The organism is Streptomyces sp. NBC_00076, assembly GCF_045041235.1.
In the GTDB taxonomy this organism is placed as follows: Bacteria; Actinomycetota; Actinomycetes; order Streptomycetales; family Streptomycetaceae; genus Streptomyces.
The window spans coordinates 4,440,438-4,459,236 of record NZ_CP108242.1 but is presented as its reverse complement, the minus strand read 5'-3'; the positions used below and the strand labels follow the sequence as shown (position 1 = coordinate 4,459,236).

Sequence of the window (18,799 nt, the reverse complement as noted above, 5' to 3'; positions counted from 1 at the left end):
GCCCCCGAGCCGGCCGTTCAGCTCTTGCGGCGCCCTATCAAATGCGGCTTCGCCTCCAGCCCGTCCAGACCGTGCCACGCCAGGTTCACCAGGTGGGCCGCCACCTCCGCCTTCTTCGGGCGGCGGACGTCCAGCCACCACTGGCCGGTCAGGGCGACCATGCCGACCAGGGCCTGGGCGTACACGGGTGCCAGCTTGGGGTCGAAGCCGCGACTCTTGAACTCGCGGCCCAGGATGTCCTCCACCTGGGTGGCGATGTCCGAGATCAGCGAGGCGAAGGTGCCCGTCGACTGCGGGATGGGGGAGTCACGGACCAGGATGCGGAAACCGTCCGTGTACTCCTCGATGTAGTCGAGGAGCGCGAAGGCGGCCTGCTCGCAGAGCTCTCGGGGGTGGCCGGCCGTCAGCGAGCTGGTCACCATGTCCAGCAGGCGCCGCATCTCGCGGTCCACCACCACCGCGTACAGCCCCTCCTTGCCGCCGAAGTGCTCGTAGACCACCGGCTTGGACACCCCGGCCTTCGCCGCGATCTCCTCCACCGACGTGCCCTCGAAACCCTTCGCCGCGAAGAGGGTGCGACCGATCTCCAGCAGCTGCTGGCGGCGCTCGGCACCGGTCATCCGGGTGCGACGCGCACGCCGCGGCTTGTCATTGCTCGGGGTGCTGCTGGAGTCGGTCGCCACGGCGTCAATCATGCCGCCTCGGCCGGCTCCCTCTTCCGCCGGGAGCCGTCCTCCCCGGTGTGACGGCGGGAATCGATACGCGAGCGTGACGGCCAGCGCACGTCGTACGCCCACCCCAGCATCTCGAACCAACGGATGAAGCGTGCCGAGGAGTCCAGCTGCCCCCGCTCCACCCCGTGCCGCGCCGACGTCGGGTCGGCGTGGTGCAGGTTGTGCCAGGACTCACCGCAGGACAGCACGGCCAGCCACCACACGTTGCCGGAGCGGTCCCGCGACTTGAACGGGCGCTTGCCCACCGCGTGGCAGATCGAGTTGATCGACCAGGTCACGTGGTGCAGCAGCGCCACCCGGACCAGCGAGCCCCAGAAGAACGCCGTGAACGCGCCCCACCAGGACATCGTCACCAGCCCGCCGATCAGCGGAGGCAGCGCCAGTGAGAGGAACGTCCACAGCACGAACTGGCGGGAGATCGCCCGGATCGCGCCGTCCTTGATCAGATCCGGGGCGTACTTGTCCTGTGACGTCTGCTCCTCGTCGAACATCCAGGCAATGTGGGCCCACCACAGGCCCTTCATCAGCGCCGGGACCGTCTCCCCGAACCGCCAGGGGGAGTGCGGGTCGCCGTCGGCGTCCGAGAACTTGTGGTGCTTGCGGTGGTCGGCCACCCAGCGCACCAGCGGACCCTCGACCGCCATCGACCCCGCGATCGCCAGCGCGATCCGCAGCGGTCGCTTCGCCTTGAAGGAACCGTGGGTGAAATAACGGTGGAAACCGATCGTGATGCCGTGACAGCCCAGGAAGTAGAAGAAGACCAGCAGGCCGAGATCCAGCCAGCTCACGCCCCATCCCCACGCCAGCGGCACGGCCGCCACCAGCGCGAGGAAGGGGACGGTGATGAAGAGCAGCAGCGTGATCTGCTCGATCGAACGCTTCTGTTCGCCACCCAGGGTGGCGAGCGGCGCCGTGGAGCCGTCAGTCCCCTTCGAAGGGTCCTCGATCACGTCGGAGCTTGAGGTCATGCGCGTCCCCTGTGGGGTCTTGGAATGAGGCCGATGCCAGGTCACGGGAACCGGGCAGTGCTTCCTACGGTTCCGTAACCTACGGCATCGTAAGTATGGCAGCGCGATGCCGGTCGGCAAGAGCCCGACAGTCTGCGCGTCCACCCGGACACCTATCCTTATGTCGGTCGGACAGCGCGGTCCGCTCTGAATTCTTCCCGGCTGTCCGGCCTCATATGCGGCAGCGCCGCCAGAGGCCGCCGTCCGGGTTCCCTCCCAGACGAGCTTCAACACTGCAAGGAGCCGCACCTGTGAGCAGTGCCGACGACCTGACAACCCGGACCACGACAACGAGCAGCGCCCTGCGCGCCGACATCAGGCGACTGGGTGACCTCCTCGGCGAGACCCTCGTCCGGCAGGAGGGCCCCGAGCTGCTCGAGCTGGTCGAGAAGGTCCGCCGTCTCACCCGCGAGGACGGCGAAGCCGCCGCCGAGCTGCTGCGCGGCACCGAACTGCAGACCGCCGCCAAGCTGGTCCGCGCCTTCTCCACCTACTTCCACCTGGCCAACGTCACCGAGCAGGTCCACCGCGGCCGCGAGCTGCGCGCCAAGCGCGCCGCCGAGGGCGGTCTCCTCGCCCGCACCGCGGACCGCCTCAAGGATGCCGACCCCGAGCACCTGCGCCAGACGGTCGCCAACCTCAACGTTCGCCCGGTGTTCACGGCCCACCCCACCGAGGCCGCCCGCCGTTCGGTCCTCAACAAGCTCCGGCGCATCGCCGCGCTCCTGGAGACCCCGGTCATCGAGTCCGACCGCCGCCGTCACGACACCCGGCTGGCCGAGAACATCGACCTCGTCTGGCAGACCGACGAGCTGCGCGTCGTACGCCCCGAGCCCGCCGACGAGGCCCGCAACGCCATCTACTACCTGGACGAGCTGCACGCGGGCGCGGTCGGGGACGTCCTGGAGGACCTGACGGCGGAACTGGAGCGGGTCGGCGTCACGCTCCCCGACGACACCCGGCCGCTCACCTTCGGCACCTGGATCGGCGGCGACCGCGACGGCAACCCGAACGTCACCCCCCAGGTCACCTGGGACGTTCTCATCCTCCAGCACGAGCACGGCATCAACGACGCCCTGGAGACGGTCGACGAGCTGCGCGGCTTCCTGTCGAACTCGATCCGCTACACCGGCGCCACCGACGAGCTCCTGGACTCCCTCGGCACCGACCTGGAGCGCCTCCCGGAGATCAGCCCCCGCTACAAGCGCCTCAACGCCGAGGAGCCCTACCGCCTCAAGGCCACCTGCATCCGGCAGAAGCTGGAGAACACCAAGCTGCGCCTGGCCAAGGGCATCCCGCACGAGCAGGGCCGCGACTACCTCGGCACCGCCGAGCTGATCCACGACCTCACCCTGATCCAGACCTCCCTGCGCGAGCACCGCGGCGGCCTCTTCGCCGACGGCCGCATGGACCGTACGATCCGCACCCTCGCCGCGTTCGGCCTCCAGCTCGCCACCATGGACGTACGCGAACACGCGGACGCCCACCACCACGCCCTCGGCCAGCTCTTCGACCGCCTCGGCGAGGAGTCCTGGCGGTACGCCGACATGCCCCGCGAGTACCGCGCCAAGCTGCTCGCCAAGGAGCTGCGCTCACGCCGCCCGCTCGCGTCCACCCCGGCGCCCGTGGACGCGGCCGGCGAGAAGACCCTCGGCGTGTTCCAGACCGTGAAGCGGGCCCTGGAGGTCTTCGGACCCGAGGTCATAGAGTCGTACATCATCTCGATGTGCCAGGGCGCCGACGACGTGTTCGCCGCTGCCGTCCTCGCCCGCGAGGCGGGCCTCGTCGACCTGCACGCCGGCTGGGCGAAGGTCGGCATCGTGCCGCTGCTGGAGACCACCGACGAGCTCAAGGCCGCCGACACGATCCTGGAGGACATGCTCTCCGACCCGTCCTACCGGCGCCTGGTCGCGCTGCGGGGCGACGTCCAGGAGGTCATGCTCGGCTACTCCGACTCCTCCAAGTTCGGCGGCATCACCACCAGCCAGTGGGAGATCCACCGCGCCCAGCGGCGTCTGCGTGACGTCGCCCACCGCTACGGCGTCCGGCTGCGTCTCTTCCACGGCCGCGGCGGCACCGTCGGCCGCGGCGGCGGCCCCTCCCACGACGCGATCCTCGCCCAGCCCTGGGGCACCCTGGAGGGCGAGATCAAGGTGACCGAGCAGGGCGAGGTCATCTCCGACAAGTACCTCGTGCCGTCCCTGGCCAGGGAGAACCTGGAGCTGACCGTCGCGGCCACGCTCCAGGCGTCCGCCCTGCACACCGCCCCCCGCCAGTCGGTCGAGGCGCTGGCCCGCTGGGACGCGGCCATGGACGTGGTGAGCGACGCCGCCGAGGCCGCCTACCGCAGGCTCGTCGAGGACCCCGACCTGCCGACGTACTTCCTCGCCTCCACGCCGGTCGACCAGCTCGCCGACCTGCACCTGGGCTCGCGGCCCTCCCGCCGCCCCGGCTCGGGCGTCTCGCTCGACGGACTGCGCGCCATCCCGTGGGTGTTCGGCTGGACCCAGTCCCGGCAGATCGTGCCCGGCTGGTTCGGGGTCGGCTCGGGTCTCAAGGCCCTGCGTGAGGCCGGCCTGCGGGAGGAAGGGGACGTCGTGCTCGACGAGATGCACGAGCAGTGGCACTTCTTCCGCAACTTCATCTCCAACGTCGAGATGACCCTCGCCAAGACGGACCTGCGGATCGCCCAGCACTACGTCGACACCCTGGTCCCCGACGAGCTCAAGCACGTCTTCGAGACGATCAGGGCCGAGCACGAACTCACCGTGCGCGAGGTGCTCAGGGTGACGGGCGAGACGGAACTGCTGGACGCCACCCCGGTCCTCAAGCAGACCGTCGCCATCCGCGACGCCTACCTGGACCCGATCTCCTACCTCCAGGTCGCCCTGCTCAAGCGGCAGCGCGACGCGGCCGCCACGGGCGAGAAAGCCGACCCGCTGCTCTCCCGCGCACTCCTGCTCACCGTCAACGGCGTGGCCGCGGGCCTGCGCAACACCGGCTGACGGTCCTCGTACGAACGGCGGTGCCCCCGAGCCTCTTTGAGGCTCGGGGGCACCGCCGTATGCGCGATCAGGCCCTGCGGCGACGGAACATCAGGTAACCGCCCGCGGCGACCAGCGCGGCCGCGGCCCCCGACAGCAGGCCGACCGGGGCACCGTTGCCGGTCTCGGCGAGGTCGCCACCGGTGCCCGGGGCGGACGGGGAGGAGGAGGCCGACGGGGCCGTCGACCCGCCGGCGGACGAGCTCGGGCTCGGCGACGCTGACGGGTCCGCCGACTCGCCGGCCGAGGAGCTCGGAGAAGAGCTCGGCGAGGCCGACCCGGACGGCGTCGAACCGCCGCCGTCCCCGTCGTCCTCGCAGTCGGTCCAGAACACCTTGTGCTTGGCGGCGCCGTTCTCGCCGTCGAAGTTCCAGAACAGCTTGTAGTGCCCGTCGGGCAGCGACAGGTCGTCCGTGCGGCCGTGACCGTCGGCGTCCAGGGCGATCTCGCCGGACTTCACGGTCTCGCCCTTGACGTCGGCCGTCGGGGCCAGGCCTCGATGTGCCAGTCGACCTGCTGGACGGCGTCGAAGCCGAAGGCGTCGAGGTAGAAGGTGCAGACGTGGGGCTCGTTCTTACGGAGCGCCTCGCCGGTGGTGGCGTCGTGGATCTTCACGGTGCCGTTGTCGCCAGGAACGACGGCAAGAGGCGTGGCATGTGCGAGGGGGGCGGTCAGGAAGGCCGCTGTTGCTACGGCGGACAGGACGCCGGCGCGGCTGAGGATACGCATGGGGCGGTTCCATCTTCCAGATGTGAAAGGGAAGATGTGGAGGGGGTGGCTCAGCTTCCAGCCGGGACTGACCGCAGGTCAATCACGAACAGGGAACGAAGCGTTCGGCCATGGAAGTCGAGACCGCCGAAGTCCCTCAGACCAGCACAAAAGTTGCCGTGAGCAGCGCGACCCCCGACCCCGCCAGCGCCCACGCGGCCCGTGTCCGTCGCAACCCGCCCGCGACCACCACCGACGCCAGCAACAGGGCCCCGCCCATCGGCACCCACGCGTAGAGGATCCCGGCGGGACCGGACCGCACCACGTCGTCACTGCCGGGCTTGATCACCACGTCGTAGGTCCGGCCCTTGCGCACGGCGACCGTGTGCTCGATGACCACGCTCTTCCTGGCCCGCGAACCGGCCGACAACGGCGTGTACGGGCCCGTGCAGGTGTCCGCACCGCACCGCGCCACCTGGATCGTGCCCCGCTCCCGCCCCTTGGTGAGCATCACGTGCTGAGCGGAGCCCCAGGACGCCCACACACCCGCGATCAGGATCAGCACCGCGACCGTGCCCATCGCCGCGATCCGCCCGAACCGCAGCGCGACGACCGAGGTCCGGCGGGACGGGGTGGCTGAGGCGCGCGACATGGCGGGGATCATTGGCCATGGTCCTGCGTCCGGTCAACTTCAGCGGGGCCCGGTGGGCGGACAAGTCAGGAGTTGTACGTGCTTTGCGCCCGCTCCAACCCCTCGATCACCAGCGCCTCGACAGCGTCCGAGGCCCGGTCCACGAAGTAGTCCAGCTCCTTGCGCTCCGCCGCCGAGAAGTCCTTCAGCACGAAGTCCGCGACCGGCTGACGCCCCGGAGGCCGCCCGATCCCGAACCGCACCCGGTGATACTCGGAACCCAGCACCTTCGTCATCGACTTCAGCCCGTTGTGCCCGTTGTCCCCGCCGCCCAGCTTCAGCCGCAGGGTGCCGTAGTCGATGTCCAGTTCGTCGTGCACGGCCACGATGTTCGCGACCGGCACCTTGTAGAAGTCCTTGAGCGCGTTCACCGGCCCGCCCGACAGGTTCATGTACGACATCGGCTTCGCCAGCACCACCCGCCGGTTCGCCGGACCGGGGGGCCCGATCCGCCCCTCGACGACCTGCGCCTGCGCCTTGCCGGCCCGCTTGAACCGGCCCCCCATCCGCTCCGCGAGCAGATCGGCGACCATGAAACCGACGTTGTGCCGGTTCGCCGCGTACTCCGGCCCCGGATTGCCCAGCCCCACGATCAGCCAGGGCGCGTTGGCATCGGTCGTCAAGTCCACGTCTCCTTGATATGCGCCAGCCGCCGTTCCCGTGGGGAACAGCGGCTGACGAAACGACGAAGGTGAGGATCAGGCCTCGGCGGCCGTGTCGCCCTCGGCCTCGTCCTCGGTGGCCTCCTCGGCCTGCGCGGCCAGGATCTGCAGGACGACGGTGTCGTCGTCGACGCCCAGCTTGGTGCCCGCCGGCAGCGGGATGTCCTTGGCGAGGATGGAGTCACCGGCGGTCAGACCCTCGACGGAGACCGTGACCGACTCGGGGATGTGGGTGGCCTCGGCCTCGACCGGAAGCGCGTTCAGGACGTGCTCCAGCAGGTTGCCGCCCGGGGCCAGCTCGCCCTCGGTGTGCACGTAGATCTCGACGTTGACCTTCTCGCCACGCGTGACCAGCTGCAGGTCGACGTGCTCCAGGAAGCCCTTGATCGGGTCACGCTGCACGGACTTCGGGATCGCCAGCTCGTTGGACTTGCCGTCGATGTCCAGGGCGATCAGGACGTTCGGGGTACGCAGCGCGAGCAGCAGCTCGTGGCCGGGAAGCGTGAGGTGGATCGGGTCGGAACCGTGGCCGTACAGAACGCCGGGAACCTTGCTGTCACGGCGGATGCGACGGGCGGCACCCTTGCCGAACTCGGTACGGGTCGCCGCGGCGATCTTGATCTCGGACATGCGGATCACTCCTCGTGGGAACTAGGACGGACGTGGTCACCCGGCCACGAACGGCCTGCTACGAAGAGCGCGTCGATAACGGACAGCCACCACCTGCGCGAACAGGTACGGCCTCCCTCGCCGAGCAACTTCGGCAGTCTACTCGGAGGGGGAGGCCGTACCCAAAAGGATCTTTGCCGCGGTACCGCAGCGGTCTCTACTGCTCGTCGAACAGGCTCGTCACCGAACCGTCCTCGAACACCTCACGCACCGCGCTCGCGATCGTCGGCGCGATCGACAGCACCGTGATCTTGTCCAGGTCACCGCTCAACTCACCCGGCGTGGGCAGCGTGTTGGTGAACACGAACTCACTCACCCGCGAGTTCTTCAGCCGGTCGGCGGCCGGACCGGAGAGCACTCCGTGGGTGGCCGTCACTATGACGTCCTCGGCGCCGTGCGCGAACAGGGCGTCCGCGGCGGCGCAGATCGTGCCACCGGTGTCGATCATGTCGTCGACTAGCACACACACCCGGCCCTTGACCTCACCCACGACCTCGTGGACGGTCACCTGGTTCGCCACGTCCTTGTCGCGCCGCTTGTGCACGATGGCGAGGGGCGCGCCCAGCCGGTCGCACCAGCGGTCGGCGACGCGCACGCGTCCGGCGTCCGGGGAGACGACCGTGAGCTTCGACTTGTCGACCTTCGCGCCCACGTAGTCCGCGAGGATCGGCAGCGCGAACAGGTGGTCCACCGGGCCGTCGAAGAAGCCCTGGATCTGGTCGGTGTGCAGGTCGACCGTGAGGATGCGGTGGGCGCCCGCCGTCTTCATCAGGTCGGCGATCAGGCGCGCCGAGATGGGTTCACGTCCGCGGTGCTTCTTGTCCTGCCGCGCGTAACCGTAGAACGGCACGATGACGGTGATGGAGCGGGCCGACGCCCGCTTCAGCGCGTCGATCATGATCAACTGCTCCATGATCCACTGGTTGATCGGAGCCGTGTGGCTCTGGATCACGAAGCAGTCCGCACCACGTGCCGACTCCTGGTAACGGACGTAGATCTCACCGTTCGCGAAGTCGAAGGCCTTGGTCGGGACGACCCCGACACCCAGCTGCTGGGCGACCTCCTCGGCAAGCTCGGGGTGGGCGCGGCCGGAGAAGAACATCATCTTCTTCTCGCCGGTCGTCTTGATCCCGGTCACAGCACTGTCTCCTCAGAGGTTTCTCAGCGGGTACCGGACGGCCGTCTCAGCTGGCTGCGAGAGGTCGTCTCGGGTGGTGGGGTGCGGGTGTGCACTTATCACGGTACGCCGTGCCCGGCGCGTCCGTTTCCGGTCAGTCTTCGCTTTCTGCCTGACGGGAAGAGGCCTCGGCGGCCTTCGCCGCCGCGCTTCCCGGACGCTTACGGGCCACCCAGCCCTCGATATTCCGCTGTTGGCCGCGGGCCACGGCCAGCGAACCGGGCGGCACGTCCTTCGTGATCACGGACCCGGCGGCGGTGTACGCACCGTCCCCGACCGTGACGGGAGCCACAAACATGTTGTCCGAACCGGTACGGCAGTGCGAGCCGACCGTCGTGTGGTGCTTGTCCTGACCGTCGTAGTTCACGAACACGCTCGCCGCACCGATGTTGGTGTGCTCGCCGATCGTCGCGTCACCGACGTAGGAGAGGTGCGGGACCTTCGTCCCCTCGCCGATCGAGGCGTTCTTGGTCTCCACGTACGTACCGACCTTGGACTTCGCTCCGAGCCGGGTGCCGGGACGCAGATAGGCGTACGGCCCCACGGTCGCCTGCGGGCCGACCTCCGCGCTGTCCGCGACGGTGTTGTCGACCCGGGCGCCGGCCCCCACCCGGGTGTCGGTGAGCCGGCTGTTGGGGCCGACCACCGCGCCCTCGCCGAGATGCGTGGACCCGTGCAGCTGCGTCCCCGGGTGGACGGTGGCGTCCTGCTCGAACGTGACGGTGACGTCGACCCACGTCGTCGCGGGGTCGATGACGGTGACACCGGCGAGCATCGCCCTGGTCAGCAACCGGCCGTTGAGGATCCGCCGCGCCTCGGACAGCTGCACGCGGTTGTTGATCCCGGCGATCTCACGGTGGTCGCCGGCGACGGAGGCGCCGACCCGGTGACCGGCCTCGCGCAGAATCCCCAGGACGTCGGTCAGGTACTCCTCGCCCTGCGAGTTGTCCGTACGCACCTTCCCGAGCGCGTCGGCGAGCAACTGTCCGTCGAACGCGAACACCCCCGAGTTGATCTCCCGGATCGCGCGCTGCGACTCGGACGCGTCCTTGTGCTCGACGATCGCGGTGACCGTCCCCGACGCCCCGTCCCGCACGATCCGGCCGTACCCGGTCGCGTCCGGCACCTCGGCCGTCAGCACGGTGACGGCGTTGCCGTCGGCGGAGTGGGTCGCGGCGAGCTGCTGAAGCGTCTCGCCGGTCAGCAGCGGGGTGTCTCCGCAGACGACGACCACGGTCCCGTCCACCGAGCCGCCCAGCTCTTCGAGCGCCATCCGTACGGCGTGCCCGGTGCCGTTCTGCTGTGCCTGTACGGCCGTACGGACCTCGGTGTCGACCTCGGTGAGATGCGCGGTGACCTTCTCGCGGGCGTGGCCCACGACCACGACCAGGTTCTCCGGCTGCAACTCGCGGGCGGCGGCCAGCACATGGCCCACGAGGGAACGGCCACAGATCTCGTGCAGGACCTTCGGTGTGGCCGACTTCATACGGGTGCCCTCACCCGCTGCGAGAACGACGACGGCTGCCGGGCGAATGGCGCTCACGGGGTTGCCCTTCGGCTTCTGGGGGGTGGGGTTCGACATCCGCAGGATACCGGGGCGTTTCGCGAGGGACATGAGTAAGGGCCCCGACGCTGTGGTCAGGGCCCGGACCGCCGCTGCTCCCCCGCCAGGACTCGAACCCGGACAGATGGCACCAAAAGCCACAGTGCTGCCAATTACACCACGGGGGAATGACGCTCGACTGAACCGGACATTCGGCTGGATCGTCGAGTCGGCACCCAACACTATGCCGTACCGAGCGCCTTCCGGGCGACGGTACAACGTCCACGCGACGGTACAACGAGGCGCCCTCGGTGGCGGAATCCGATCTTCCAGGGTCGAACGGTGAGCGATTCAGCAGTTCGAGGGATATCGGGCGGATTCGTCGCCGTCCGGTCACGGAGTGTGGTGTGGGCCAGTCACGGAAACTCACCGGAAAAGGGGCGCCCGGCGACCGTAGGCTGGAGTCATGACCACGACGGGGGAACAGCACGCGGCGGCCGAGAAAGGGCCGCCGTGGTGGTGGGCGAGGTGGCGAAGCGCGGTGCTGGACGTCGGTCTGGCGCTGGTGTCCGCGGCGGAGTGTGCCGTGGAGGGGGTGCCGTTCGCGCGGGACGCGGGGATCCCCTTGGCGGCGGGGATCGTGTTCGGGCTGCTGGCCGGCTCGGTGCTGGTACTGCGGCGGCGGTGGCCGATCGCGGTCGTGCTGGTGTCGATCGCGATCACTCCCGCCCAGATGGGCTTCCTGATGGGCATCGTCGGCCTGTACACGCTGGCCGCCTCGGAGCTGCCGCGCCGGATCATCGGAGCGCTGGCGGGGATGTCGCTGGTGGGGACGTTGATCGTGACGTTCGTACGGGTGCGGCAGGACATGGCCCGGGGCGACCTGACGATGGGGGACTGGTTCGTCCCCTTCGCCTCGATCACGACCTCTCTCGGGCTGACCGCGCCGCCGTTGCTGCTGGGGCTGTACGTGGGGGCCCGGCGTCGGTTGATGGAGAGCTTGCGGGAGCGCGCCGACAGCCTGGAGCGGGAGCTTCAGTTGCTCGCGGAGCGGGCCGAGGAACGGGCCGAGTGGGCGCGGGGCGAGGAACGGACCCGGATCGCGCGGGAGATGCATGACGTCGTCGCCCATCGGGTGAGCCTGATGGTGGTGCACGCGGCCGCGCTCCAGGCGATCGCGCGGAAGGACCCCGAGAAGGCCGTGAAGAACGCGGCGCTCGTGGGGGACATGGGACGCCAGGCGTTGACCGAGCTGCGGGAGATGCTCGGTGTGCTGCGCAGCGCTGAGGGCGCACCCGTGCGGCGTGAGGATGTGCCGTTGGCGGCGGTGGGGGTGGCGGCCGCGGCGGCGGCCTCACGGGCCGCGGACGACGAGAGCGCGGCGGACGGGCCGTGGCTGTCGGATCTGGACGTGCTGGTGGGGCAGTCGGCGGCCGCCGGAATGGTCGTCGAACTGTCGGTGGACGGGGACTCGCGGGAGTACACGGCGGAGATCGAGCAGACGGCGTTCCGGGTGGTGCAGGAGGCGTTGACGAACGTCCACAAGCACGCGGCGGGGGCGAAGACGCACGTACGGCTGGCACACCGGGTGGCGGAGATCGCGATGCAGGTGGAGAACGACCCCCCGGACGAGGTGGCCACCGCCGCGGCCGCGCGGTTGCCGTCGGGGGGCAACGGGCTGGTGGGCATGAGGGAACGGGTCCTCGCCCTGGGCGGGGTGTTCGTGTCCGGGCCCACGGACGCGGGGGGCTTCCGGGTGTCGGCGGTGATTCCGGCTTCGTAGGGCCTGGGGCCGTGGGGCTGTGCGGGCGGGGCGGTGATTCGTGTTCTTTGTGCTGCGGGTGCTGTGGGTGCGGTTGTTCAGCCCGTGGTGAGGCGGGTCGGTTCGATGCCGGAGACGAGTGTGGTGAGGGCCTGGTCGAGGTCGTGCCCCAGGTACCAGTCGCCGGTGTGGTCGAGGGCGTAGACGCGGCCTTCGGTGTCGATGGCCAGGAGGGCCTGGCTGTCGGTCTCGGCGCCGAGGGGGCAGACCTCGGTGTCGAGCGCGCGGCCGAGGTCGGCGAGGGTGCGGGCCAGGTGGAGGCCGTGCAGGGGATCGAAGTGGAGACCGACGGGGGCGACCTGACGGCCGGGGCCGGTCGGGGCGAGGTGGAGACCGCCGAACTCGGCCCAGGCCTCCACGGCGGCGGGGAAGACCGCGTGCCGATGTCCGGCGGGCGAGGCATGTTCACGTAGCGCGTCGGCCCAGATCTCGGCCTGCTTTATGTCCCAGCGTCCCGGTAGCCAGCCGGCGGCGCGCAGAGTGGCGTCGACGGTAACGGCGAAGCGCGTGGTGGAGGTGCGGTCGGGGTGCATCTGCCCTTCGTTCGTCGAGGCGCCGTTGCCTGTGTACGTGCCGAGGTACGTGTGGCTGTGCACGCTGATGTACGTGATGGGTGGGTGACCGGCTCAGCCGCCCGTCGATGTGGAGTCGACCACACGGACGCCGAAGTGGGCGCTGAGCGCTGTGCAGGCCCGGCAGGGGGCCGCGAAGCTGCCGTGCAGGGGGTCGCCGTCCTCGCGGATCCGCCGGGTGGTGAGTTTCGCCTGCTTGAGGGCTCTGCGGGCCTCGCCGTTGGTCATCGGCTTGCGGGCGGCCCGCTTGCTGCGGGTGGCGTCGACGGCGGCGATGTGCCGGGACATCAGCATGGCCTCGGCGCAGCGGCCGGTGAAGCGGTCCCGCTGTCCGCTCGGGAGGGTGTCGAGGAAGTCCTGGACCAGGGGGTGCAGGGCGGGCGGCTGGTCGCCGCGGGCTGGCGTGCCGGTGAGGGTGACGCCGCGGACGGAGAGGGCGGCGGCGACGGTGGGGAGTATGCCGTCGCGACGGTGCCGCAGGGCGGGAGCGTGCGGGGTCTCCGTGCTGCTCCAGCCGATACGGGGGTCTCCGGACGGGCCGAAGGACGCACCGCTGTGCGGTCTGGGCTGCGATCCGGGCTCCGCGCCCGGCTGCGATCTGGGCTGTGATTCGGTCCGGGATCCGGTGTGCTGGTCCGCCGGCGTGCTGGTCCGTGGGTCTCCGGACGTGCCTGGTCGCGGTCCTGGGTGCGGTCCCGTCTGCGTCGCGTTCATGATCGTCATCCCCTCCCGGGCATCCCCCGGCTGACACAGACTGCCAAATGGTGTGGCTGGTGCGGAAGCTGGGGCGGTGCGACACGCCCGTGTTCGGGCTGGCTGTCACGACGGGGTGACGGCTGGTCACGGAAGCGGAGGGCCGTCGGCCGGTGCCCGGTGACCGGTCTTGCGGTACCGCATAGGCTGTCGGCACCGCGATCCACGCGGTCAACGCGTGGACAGAAGCGGAGAGAAGTCGGGGCGGGCGTCGAGACGTGGGTCGAGACGGTCGTCGTGACGGACGAGACAGTCGATACGGGGCGTAGTGGCGCGGAGCTGGTCACTACGGGTCGTACAGAGTGCCGCAGGGGGCAACCGCCATGACGACAGGTCGGCTCGGGCAGCAAGCCGCGCCGCCGAACGCGGCCTACGCCGGGCAGGTCGTGCATTTCCCGGATCCGGTCCGGGCGGCCCGTCACCCCAGAGGGGTACGGATCGATGAGCGCGGCTACCCCGACTTCTCGGCGTACGCGCGGGCGGCGGTGGAGATCGCCGACCCGCCGGAGGGATTCGGCGTCGACGAACTGCGGCTGACGGACTACGTGTCGGCGAACGCGGCGTTGTCGGCGACCGGGCACGAACTGTGGGACACGGTGCCGGCGGTGGCGACGCCGCACGGCTGGACGTGGCACCACGTGGCCGGCGGCCGGCGGCTGGAGCTGGTTCCCGTCGAGGTCAAGGCGCTTCTGCGGCATCACGGCGGCATCGCGACGGCGATGGTCGCCCAGGACAAGCGCGGCACCAGGCCGCTTCAGGAGACCCGCCCCGCGCACGTCGGGCTGCCGAAGTCGGGAGTCGCGGTGACGGAGGCGCAGGTACAGGGGGTCGAGGAGGACCTCGGGTACCGGCTGCCGGGTGCGTACCGGACGTTCCTGAAGGCGGCGGGCGGCTGTGCGCCGGTGGGCGCGGCGCTGGACGCGGAACTGGGGCTGCTGGTGGACCAGCCGTTCTTCACGGTGCGGGACGAGGCGGCGGTCAACGACCTCGTGTACGTCAACAAGTGCCTGCGGGACCATCTGACCAAGGACTACCTGGGCGTCGGGTTCGTGCAGGGCGGTCTGCTGGCCGTGAAGGTGAAGGGCGAGCGGCTCGGCTCGGTGTGGTTCTGCGCGTACGACGACGCGCGGGACGTGGACCCGGGGCTGCCGCCGGCCGAGCGGGTGGAGCGGCTGTTGTTGCCGTGCGGTGAGGACTTCGACGTCTTCCTGTCGCGGCTGGCGGGCAATCCGCCCGAGTTGGAGACCGTGGCGAACCTGATGGTGGACGGCGGGTTCGCGCGGTCCGTTCCCGTCTCTTCCGTGGGGGAGTGAGTCAGCGATGGTGACGTTCGCGCAGGCGCAGGAGCGCGCGGAAGAGTGGATCAACGGGGATGTGCCGTCGTACCAGCACTGTGAGGTGCGGGTGCGGGAGTTCGAGCTCGGCTTCGTGGTGTGGGCCGAGGACCGCGCGGACGGGCCGCGCGGCGACGGCGGCAGGCAGCGGCTGGTGATCGCGCGGGACAGCGGGGAGGCCACGCTGTGGCCCTCGCTGCCGGTGGGTGAGGTGATCCGCCGCTACGAGGAGGAGTACGGCCGTCCCGACCCGGTGGACCAGCCGACGTCGGCGCCCGCGGCTCGGGTGGACCTGAACCAGACGTCCTTCTTGTTGAGCCCGCCGGAGTGGTTGCAGGAGGCGGCGGACAAGCTGGGTATTCCGGATCGGCGAGGGGCGGCTTCTCCTTCGGCGGCGGGTGCGGAGGCGGGGCCTGCTTCGGGGTCTGCTTCCGGTTCGGGGGCGGCTTCCGGTTCGGCTTCGGTCGGTGGTTCGGGGGCGCTTCCGGAGACTCAGGCGGGGCCTGGGGGCGTGGGTGCCGCGGCCGCGGCATCTTCTGGTGCTTCCGGTGGGTCCTCCGGGGCGCCGGGTGCGCCGCCCGGGGCGACACCGTGGGCCGGGACGGACACGAACGGGGTCGGCGAGGACCGTTCGGTACCGCTGCCGGCGACGGTGTTCGCGCCGCCGCTGAGCGGTTCCGACGACGAGGCGCAGCCGCCCGCGGCGCCGCCGGACGCCAAGACGGCGCTGATGTCGGGTGGCAGCCAACTCCCGAGTACGGCGGTCGGCCCGGCGGTGCACGACTCGAACGCGTCGGGGGCGGGGACTCCGGGTGCGCCACCTTCGGGTGCTGCCGGTGCCGGTGCCGGTGCCGCACCGCCGCCTGCGCCCGCGCCGGGTGGGTCCTCGTACGGCTATCCGCAGGGGCCTGGTGGTGCTGGGGTGCCTGGTACTCCGCCGCCTGGGGTTCCTTCGGCGGGCTCCGTGCCGCCTGCTCCGCCTGCGCCTGCGCCGAATGGGTCCTCGTACGGGTATCCGCAGGGGGCCGGAGGCGGCGCACCGCAGCCTCCCGCACCGGGTGCGGCCGCTCCGGGACCGTCGCTCGCGCCGAACGCCGGGGACATCGCCGACGCCGCGACGAGCAAGGCCGAGCCTCCGATGCGGCGTGCGCGCAGTGGGGGCGCGAACCCGCCGCCTCCGCCGGGCGCCCCGGGTACGCCGGGTGCGCGACCTGCGGGTACGCCGGGTGCGCCGGGTCCTGCGGCGGGCGGGTATGTGCCTACGCAGATGGTGTCGGCGCTCGGTCCCGACGGGCCTGGAGGTCCCGCCGCAGGGCCGGGGGCTCCCCCCGCACCCCCCGCTCCGGACGCGCCCAGGGCTCCCGGCCCGCCGAATCCGCCCGGTGCTCCCAACCCGCCCGGTACTCCCAACCCGCCCGGTGCTCCGCAGCCGCCCGGCGCTCCGGGGGCGCCCGGTGGGACGCCCCCGGGCGGTGTCCACCATGCCGCCACGATGCTTGCCGACCCGAGCGGGATGGGCCCCGGCGCGGGCGCGCCGACCCCTCCGGGTGCCCCTGGGGCGCCTCATCCGCCCGGCGCTCCGGGGATGCCGGGCGCCGCTCCTGGCGCGCCCCAGCATCCGGGGGCCCCGGGTGCTCCTGGTGCTGCGGCCCCACAGGGCTCTTCCGGGGGCCCGCGAGGGGCTGTGCACCACGCGGAGACCGTACTGTCCGGGCCTCCGGTGGGCGCCCCCGGCACACCCCCGCCGCCACAGGCTCCCGGTGCTCCCGGTGCTCCCGGTATGGCTCCGGGCGGCGCCCCCGTCGCACCGCCCGGAGCGCCCCAGCCGATGCCTCCCGGCGCGATGCCGCCGCCTGGCGGAATGCCTCCCGGCGCCATGCCTCCGCCTCCGCCGGGTGCCATGCCTCCGCCTCCGCCCGGTGCGATGCCGCCGCCCCCGCCGGGGGCCGGGCAGCCGTCGTACGGCTATCCGCAGCAGGGGCAGCCGACGGTCGGGCCCGGGTATCAGGCCGTCCTGCGGTACCGCGCGCAGGACGGTTCCGAGCAGCAGCTGATCCGGCGTTCGGCGCCGGGGACACCGCACCCGGAGTGGCAGATCTTCCACGAGCTGCGGGCCATGAACGTGCCGCCGGACCAGGTGCTGGAGCTGCACACGGAGTTGGAGTCGTGCGAGCTGCCGGGTGCGTACTGCGCGCGGATGATCCGAGAGCAGTGGCCGCAGGCACGGCTCGCGAGCATCGCCCCGTACGGCACGGATCACGCGAGCCGGCAACAGGGCATGCGCCAACTGATCGTGCACCAGGGCGAGTTGCACCAGGTGGCCGACGGCCCCGCCCGCCCCGCTCCGATCCGCGCACCGCTGCCGCAGGTTCAGCCGGCGCCGCCGATTCCGCCGGAGGGCGTGGCGCAGGAGTTGGCGGGCGCGTTCGGACCGGGGTTGTTCCGGTTCGAGCAGGCCGCGGTGTCCCGGCAGGGCGTGCCGCCGGTCGTGGCGCACTCGCTGGTGGTCGCGGGGCTGCCGACCGACATGGGGCCGTTCTTCTGGGCGCAGGCCCAGCCGGGGCGGCCGGTGCCGACGCTGGCGGAGTTGGCGGCCGAGCGCGGGGTGCAGCCCTCCTCGGACGCGGGTTCGTACCTCGTCATGGGCAGCGACTTCGGCAAGGCGATCTGCGTGCAGTACGGCACGGCGAACATCGTGGCGGTGCCCGTGGAGGCGGGGCCGGGCGGTGCTCCCGTACCGCCGCAGTTCGTGAACACGGGGCTGCCGGAGTTCCAGCGGTGCCTCTCGCTGCTGGGGCGGATGTGGCGGCTCAGGTTCGGGCTGAACCAGGAGCAGGCGGGCCGGTGGAGCGTGGACTTCCAGGCCCAGTTGGCCGCTCTCGATCCGGCGGCGCTCGGTTCGCCGGAGAGTTGGTGGTCGGTGCTGCTGGAGCAGATGTGGGACGGACTGCTGTGACGCGTCCGCGCTGACGCGATCCGCGTCGTGCAGAGGGCCGGGCCCGGTCGAGTGATCGGGCCCGGCCCTTTTGCGTGCGCGCTTGTTGCCCGTGTGTGCGTGTGCGACCGTAACCCGCACTCGGAGTGTCGCGTTATGAACACTTACGTCAGATATATCAAGATGTGCGCAAAATCATCATGTTGCATCCGTTCGGTGGAGAGGGGTTCCAGGATGAGCAGCGCATCGGTGTCGGCGCGGGGGTTCGTGGCCGGACGAGGGCGCGGCTACCGTCCCGAACAGGTCGACGCGTACGCCGGTGCCCTCTCCCGGGACCGGGACGCCGCCTGGGAACGCGCCGCCCGGCTGACCGTGCTCGCCAAGCAGATGGAGGCGGAGGCGGCGGAGCTGCGGGAGGCCGTGTCGGCGCTGGCCCCGCAGACTTACGAGACGCTCGGCGAGAACGCGCGGCGGCTCTTCGAGCTCGGGCAGACGGAGGCCGCGGTGCTGCGGGAGGGCGCGCGGCAGGAAGCGCGGCGCCTGATGGAGGAGGCGCGGGCGCGGGTGGAGGGCGTGCGCGAGGCCGCTCAGGCGCACGCCGACGCCGTACGCGCGGAGGCCGAGGAGCGCGCCCGGCAACGGCTGTTGGCGGCGCGCGCCGAGGCCGACGAGATCTGGGTCGGTGCCCGGCGTGAAGTGAAGGAGGAGCGTGCGGAGGCGCTGTCCGAGGTGCGGGAGCTGCGGCAGCGCACCGCCGGGATGCTCGCCGAACAGGAGAAGGTGCACGCCCAGCGGTGGGCCGACGCCGAGCGGGAGGCGGCGGAGCGACTGGCCGCCCTGAATGCCGGGGTCGCGGAGCGGGGGGTGCGGGCCGAGGCCGCGATGTCCGAGGCGAAGCAGGCGTACACCGACGCGGAGTTGTTGGCGCGCAGACTGCCGGAGGAGGCGCAGGCGCGGGCGACCGAGGTGATCGCGGAGGCGCGGGTGCTGGAGGAGCGGATCGCCCGGGAGACGGAACAGGTGCTGCGCGATCACGGCGACCGGTGGGACGAACTGCGGACGCAGATGGATCACGTACGGAACAGCCTGACGGCGCTCACGGGGCGGGCTGCGCTGGAGTGATGGTGCTGGGGTGGGGGGGGGGCTCA

At 71.2% G+C, this 18,799-nt stretch carries 15 protein-coding genes, 1 tRNA gene and 1 pseudogene; 5 read left to right on the top strand and 12 right to left on the bottom strand.

The genetic code is table 11. The features are described 5' to 3' along the window. Window positions 1–17: 17 nt before the first annotated feature. Both OHA64_RS20095 and OHA64_RS20090 read right to left on the bottom strand, forming a co-directional pair. Window positions 18–695, bottom strand: coding sequence for a TetR family transcriptional regulator (locus OHA64_RS20095; RefSeq protein ID WP_405614903.1), 678 nt, complete (start codon window positions 693–695; stop codon window positions 18–20). Next, complete coding sequence (locus OHA64_RS20090) at window positions 692–1,702, bottom strand: acyl-CoA desaturase (protein ID WP_405614901.1); 1,011 nt, start codon at window positions 1,700–1,702, stop codon at window positions 692–694. Before OHA64_RS20090 ends, OHA64_RS20095 begins: the two co-directional genes overlap by 4 nt. A gap of 290 nt (window positions 1,703–1,992) precedes the next feature. Between OHA64_RS20090 and ppc the strand changes: the two genes are divergently transcribed. After that, complete coding sequence (gene ppc / locus OHA64_RS20085; RefSeq protein ID WP_405614899.1) at window positions 1,993–4,746, top strand: phosphoenolpyruvate carboxylase; 2,754 nt, start codon at window positions 1,993–1,995, stop codon at window positions 4,744–4,746. Between the two features lie 67 nt (window positions 4,747–4,813). Here ppc and OHA64_RS20080 read toward each other — a convergent pair. The 7 genes and pseudogenes from OHA64_RS20080 to OHA64_RS20050 all read right to left on the bottom strand — a co-directional run bounded on the left by OHA64_RS20080 (window position 4,814) and on the right by OHA64_RS20050 (window position 10,423). Further along, window positions 4,814–5,514 (bottom strand): annotated as a pseudogene (locus tag OHA64_RS20080) (LPXTG cell wall anchor domain-containing protein). Between the two features lie 136 nt (window positions 5,515–5,650). After that, window positions 5,651–6,157, bottom strand: a complete 507-nt coding sequence (locus OHA64_RS20075) for a hypothetical protein (protein ID WP_405614897.1) — start codon at window positions 6,155–6,157, stop codon at window positions 5,651–5,653. Between the two features lie 53 nt (window positions 6,158–6,210). Then, window positions 6,211–6,813, bottom strand: coding sequence for an aminoacyl-tRNA hydrolase (gene pth, locus OHA64_RS20070; protein WP_405614895.1), 603 nt, complete (start codon window positions 6,811–6,813; stop codon window positions 6,211–6,213). Between the two features lie 69 nt (window positions 6,814–6,882). Beyond that, window positions 6,883–7,476 carry a 50S ribosomal protein L25/general stress protein Ctc gene (locus OHA64_RS20065; protein ID WP_405614893.1) on the bottom strand — a complete coding sequence of 198 codons (594 nt, stop codon included), beginning with the start codon at window positions 7,474–7,476 and terminating at the stop codon, window positions 6,883–6,885. 196 nt (window positions 7,477–7,672) lie between these two features. After that, window positions 7,673–8,653, bottom strand: a complete 981-nt coding sequence (locus OHA64_RS20060; RefSeq protein ID WP_405614890.1) for a ribose-phosphate diphosphokinase — start codon at window positions 8,651–8,653, stop codon at window positions 7,673–7,675. 133 nt (window positions 8,654–8,786) lie between these two features. Beyond that, the gene (gene glmU / locus OHA64_RS20055; RefSeq protein ID WP_405614888.1) at window positions 8,787–10,235 is read right to left on the bottom strand and encodes a bifunctional UDP-N-acetylglucosamine diphosphorylase/glucosamine-1-phosphate N-acetyltransferase GlmU; all 1,449 of its coding nucleotides are present in this window, start codon (window positions 10,233–10,235) and stop codon (window positions 8,787–8,789) included. Window positions 10,236–10,351: 116 nt separating this feature from the next. Next, window positions 10,352–10,423 (bottom strand) — tRNA-Gln (locus OHA64_RS20050). 278 nt (window positions 10,424–10,701) lie between these two features. Here OHA64_RS20050 and OHA64_RS20045 point away from each other — a divergent pair. Next, on the top strand, window positions 10,702–12,018 hold the full coding sequence (locus OHA64_RS20045; protein ID WP_405614885.1) for a sensor histidine kinase: 1,317 nt from the start codon (window positions 10,702–10,704) through the stop codon (window positions 12,016–12,018). A 77-nt stretch (window positions 12,019–12,095) separates the two neighbouring features. Here OHA64_RS20045 and OHA64_RS20040 read toward each other — a convergent pair whose 3' ends face one another. Both OHA64_RS20040 and OHA64_RS20035 read right to left on the bottom strand, forming a co-directional pair. After that, entirely contained in the window at window positions 12,096–12,590 is a 495-nt protein-coding gene (locus OHA64_RS20040) for an SUKH-3 domain-containing protein (protein WP_405624033.1), read from the bottom strand. A gap of 93 nt (window positions 12,591–12,683) precedes the next feature. After that, entirely contained in the window at window positions 12,684–13,343 is a 660-nt protein-coding gene (locus OHA64_RS20035) for a YwqJ-related putative deaminase (RefSeq protein ID WP_405614883.1), read from the bottom strand. Between the two features lie 362 nt (window positions 13,344–13,705). On the opposite strand from OHA64_RS20035, the gene OHA64_RS20030 reads away from it, so the two are divergent. After that, window positions 13,706–14,695 (top strand): SMI1/KNR4 family protein, encoded by a 990-nt coding sequence (locus OHA64_RS20030; protein WP_405614881.1) that lies wholly within the window; start codon window positions 13,706–13,708, stop codon window positions 14,693–14,695. A 243-nt stretch (window positions 14,696–14,938) separates the two neighbouring features. On the opposite strand, the gene OHA64_RS20025 is transcribed toward OHA64_RS20030, so the two are convergent. Then, window positions 14,939–15,067, bottom strand: a complete 129-nt coding sequence (locus OHA64_RS20025; RefSeq protein ID WP_405624444.1) for a hypothetical protein — start codon at window positions 15,065–15,067, stop codon at window positions 14,939–14,941. 1 nt (window position 15,068) lies between these two features. Between OHA64_RS20025 and OHA64_RS20020 the strand changes: the two genes are divergently transcribed. Both OHA64_RS20020 and OHA64_RS20015 read left to right on the top strand, forming a co-directional pair. Then, on the top strand, window positions 15,069–17,672 hold the full coding sequence (locus OHA64_RS20020) for an SUKH-4 family immunity protein (RefSeq protein WP_405624032.1): 2,604 nt from the start codon (window positions 15,069–15,071) through the stop codon (window positions 17,670–17,672). Window positions 17,673–17,885: 213 nt separating this feature from the next. After that, window positions 17,886–18,773, top strand: coding sequence for a cellulose-binding protein (locus tag OHA64_RS20015; protein ID WP_405614879.1), 888 nt, complete (start codon window positions 17,886–17,888; stop codon window positions 18,771–18,773). The last annotated feature ends 26 nt before the right edge of the window (window positions 18,774–18,799 follow it).